Annotated in this window: 1 protein-coding gene and 1 pseudogene; one reads left to right on the top strand and one right to left on the bottom strand. The window is 41.5% G+C overall.

Features of this window, described 5'->3' with window-relative positions:
* On the top strand, positions 1 to 1723 hold a 1723-nt coding region (locus FU659_RS34740), incomplete at its 5' end, for an RCC1 domain-containing protein (RefSeq protein WP_187274628.1).
* A 177-nt stretch (positions 1724 to 1900) separates the two neighbouring features.
* Here the strand turns inward: FU659_RS34740 and FU659_RS34735 are convergent.
* A pseudogene (locus FU659_RS34735) lies at positions 1901 to 2329 on the bottom strand (ankyrin repeat domain-containing protein); the annotation flags it as partial.
* Positions 2330 to 2449 lie beyond the last annotated feature (120 nt).

Below are 2449 nucleotides of genomic sequence, written 5' to 3'. Positions count from 1 at the left end.
GACATTGCTAGGAGCTCATCCAGTAGGTGAAGCGAATGGGAATGTTTCTCAAGAAGTTTACGATGACTACAAAACTGTAATCTCAGCAGCAATAGCGATTCGAGATGAAGCAAACTCAACCCAGGTTCAAGTGGATGAGGCCGTTGAAACATTAGAATCGGCAACCGATGATTTTAAAGATGAATTTATTACAATCTACTTCGAAGATTTAATCAGAGCAATCAATGATGCAACTAGTTTACTTGAAGCGCATCAGGTAGGAACAGCTGAAACGAATGTATCGCAAGCCGCTCACGATAACTATAAGAGTGCGATCGGGAATGCTGTCCAAATAAGAGATCGGGCATCTTCGACGCAGGCTGAAGTAAATGGGGCAATTATGCCGCTGGCCTCAGCAACCGCTGCATTTAAAGCGGAAATTATAGTTCCAATTCCTACAATTGCAGTGGATGGCAGTTTCTCCAATCATATGCCTATGATTCTAGTCGGAAATGTAGCAAGTGGTCGCAAAATCACCGTATACGATACAGATGGCACGACGGTTATTGGTTCCGGTTTGGCTACAGGAACGTCAGTGACCCTTGCTCTTGATGCATTAACGGTAGGTACCCACACATTAAAAGTAAAATCCGAAGACCAAGCAGGAATGTCCAAAGTCTATTCGGCGGGACTAAACTATACCGTCAATGCCATTCGCATCTTGCCAGAAAATCAAATTTCTGAGAGTCAAGCGCATATTGCGGCTCTTGCTACAAATGGTCAAGTATATACATGGGGTTATAATTATGCTGGGCAAATAGGAGATGGAACTACGGCGCCACGCACAACGATATTTAAAGTTCCAAACTTGCCTAAAAACATCATTGCTGTACAAGCCGGCGAAGGTAATACCACAGTTTTAACTTCTGACGGTCATATCTGGAAGTGGGGCTCCAATGATTTCTCTGGTCCTAAAATGATAAATGGTATTGATCATGTCGTTTCGATTTCTTCACAGGGATCAAACATCGTTGCTATAAAGAGCGATGGTACTGTATCGAAATTTATACATTATGTTTCGCCCTCTCAAGTAATGAATTTAGATCATGTTATAGCTGTTAAAGAAATGTGGTCAGATACTGCTGTTGTATTAAAATCAGATGGAACCGTGTGGGCTTGGGGAGCTAACGATAATGGACAGCTTGGAGACGGAACAAGTGTAAATAAGCCGAATCCAGTCCAAATCACAGGTCTGCCTTTTATCACCGACATCAAGACCGGAAATCAACATACCTTGGCATTAAGTGTAACTGGAGCTGTCTACGCTTGGGGTAGTAACTCAGATGGTCAGGTAGGTAATGGAACGGAGGATAACCAATTAGTTCCTTATGAAGTTGAGGGTTTATCCAACATAACTCGAATAGGGGCAGGAAATTACTATTCTTTCGCCATAGATAAAGATGGTAAAATCTATGCTTGGGGTTATAATGGGGAGGGCAATTTAGGTTTGAATACGAATGAACGTAATAGATTTACGCCATCTCAGATGGTCAGCAGCTTAACGAACGTTGTGGCCATAACGGGCGGAGAGGGGAACACAGGAATTGCGTTGCAGTCAAATGGCGATGTTTGGACGTGGGGTTCCGCAGATGATGGTCGTCTCGGAAGCGGTGAAACTTCTAGTCGGTCGACTCCAGGGCGGATTGCTAATTTCAATTTGTTCATAGACTCATTAATACGCTAGAAGTAAACATTTCTGTTTCTGTGGAGATTTTGCTCATCCAAAAGGAGATTCTATATCTCCAGTATTAAATAGCAAAAGAGGTTGCCCTTTTAGTAGAATTGACTACTGAAAGGGCAACCTTTTCCATTTTTTGTATTGTGGTAATAGAATCGGTCCACAAGCAGCGACCCTGATGATTTATTTTGCACCCTTAGCCACTAACATATCATAAATTTGTTTCGTTTCGGGTATGCCCATGAAATCATCAAGTCCATCCAAAAGAGTCTTGCCATTTGGACCTGTAACATTAGTTGATGCATTGGCATCAAGCAGATACTGAACGGATTTGACAGCTTCCTCCGTATAGTTTCTATATAATGGGTAAACTGCCGTATATAAAGCACTACCTCCGCCATCCGTTCTTGCATTTGGATCTGCTCCATGATCAAGATACTTTTTTACAACATCAGATTGATTCCTTCCTGCAATTATCATTAATGGTGTCAAACCATATTTTGTAGCTATATTAACATCAGCATTTTTTTTCAACAAGGAATCTATCATAGTTGGGAAATAATAACTTGCATACATGAGAGGTGTACAGCCTGAAACCTTATCGATAACATTGACATTTGCATTTGTATTTAACTCAACTTTCGCAGCTTAATTCTCCAAACAAACCCTTGATATAACAAGGCAAACCGGAGATCCACTCGTGGAGTTGACAAAATACCGACGACTTTTCGC

It is taken from the genome of Paenibacillus sp. N3.4 (assembly GCF_008017805.1).
In the GTDB taxonomy this organism is placed as follows: Bacteria; Bacillota; Bacilli; order Paenibacillales; family NBRC-103111; genus Paenibacillus_E.
Note: the sequence above shows the minus strand (reverse complement) of the source record. Positions and strands in the feature narration are given on the sequence as shown.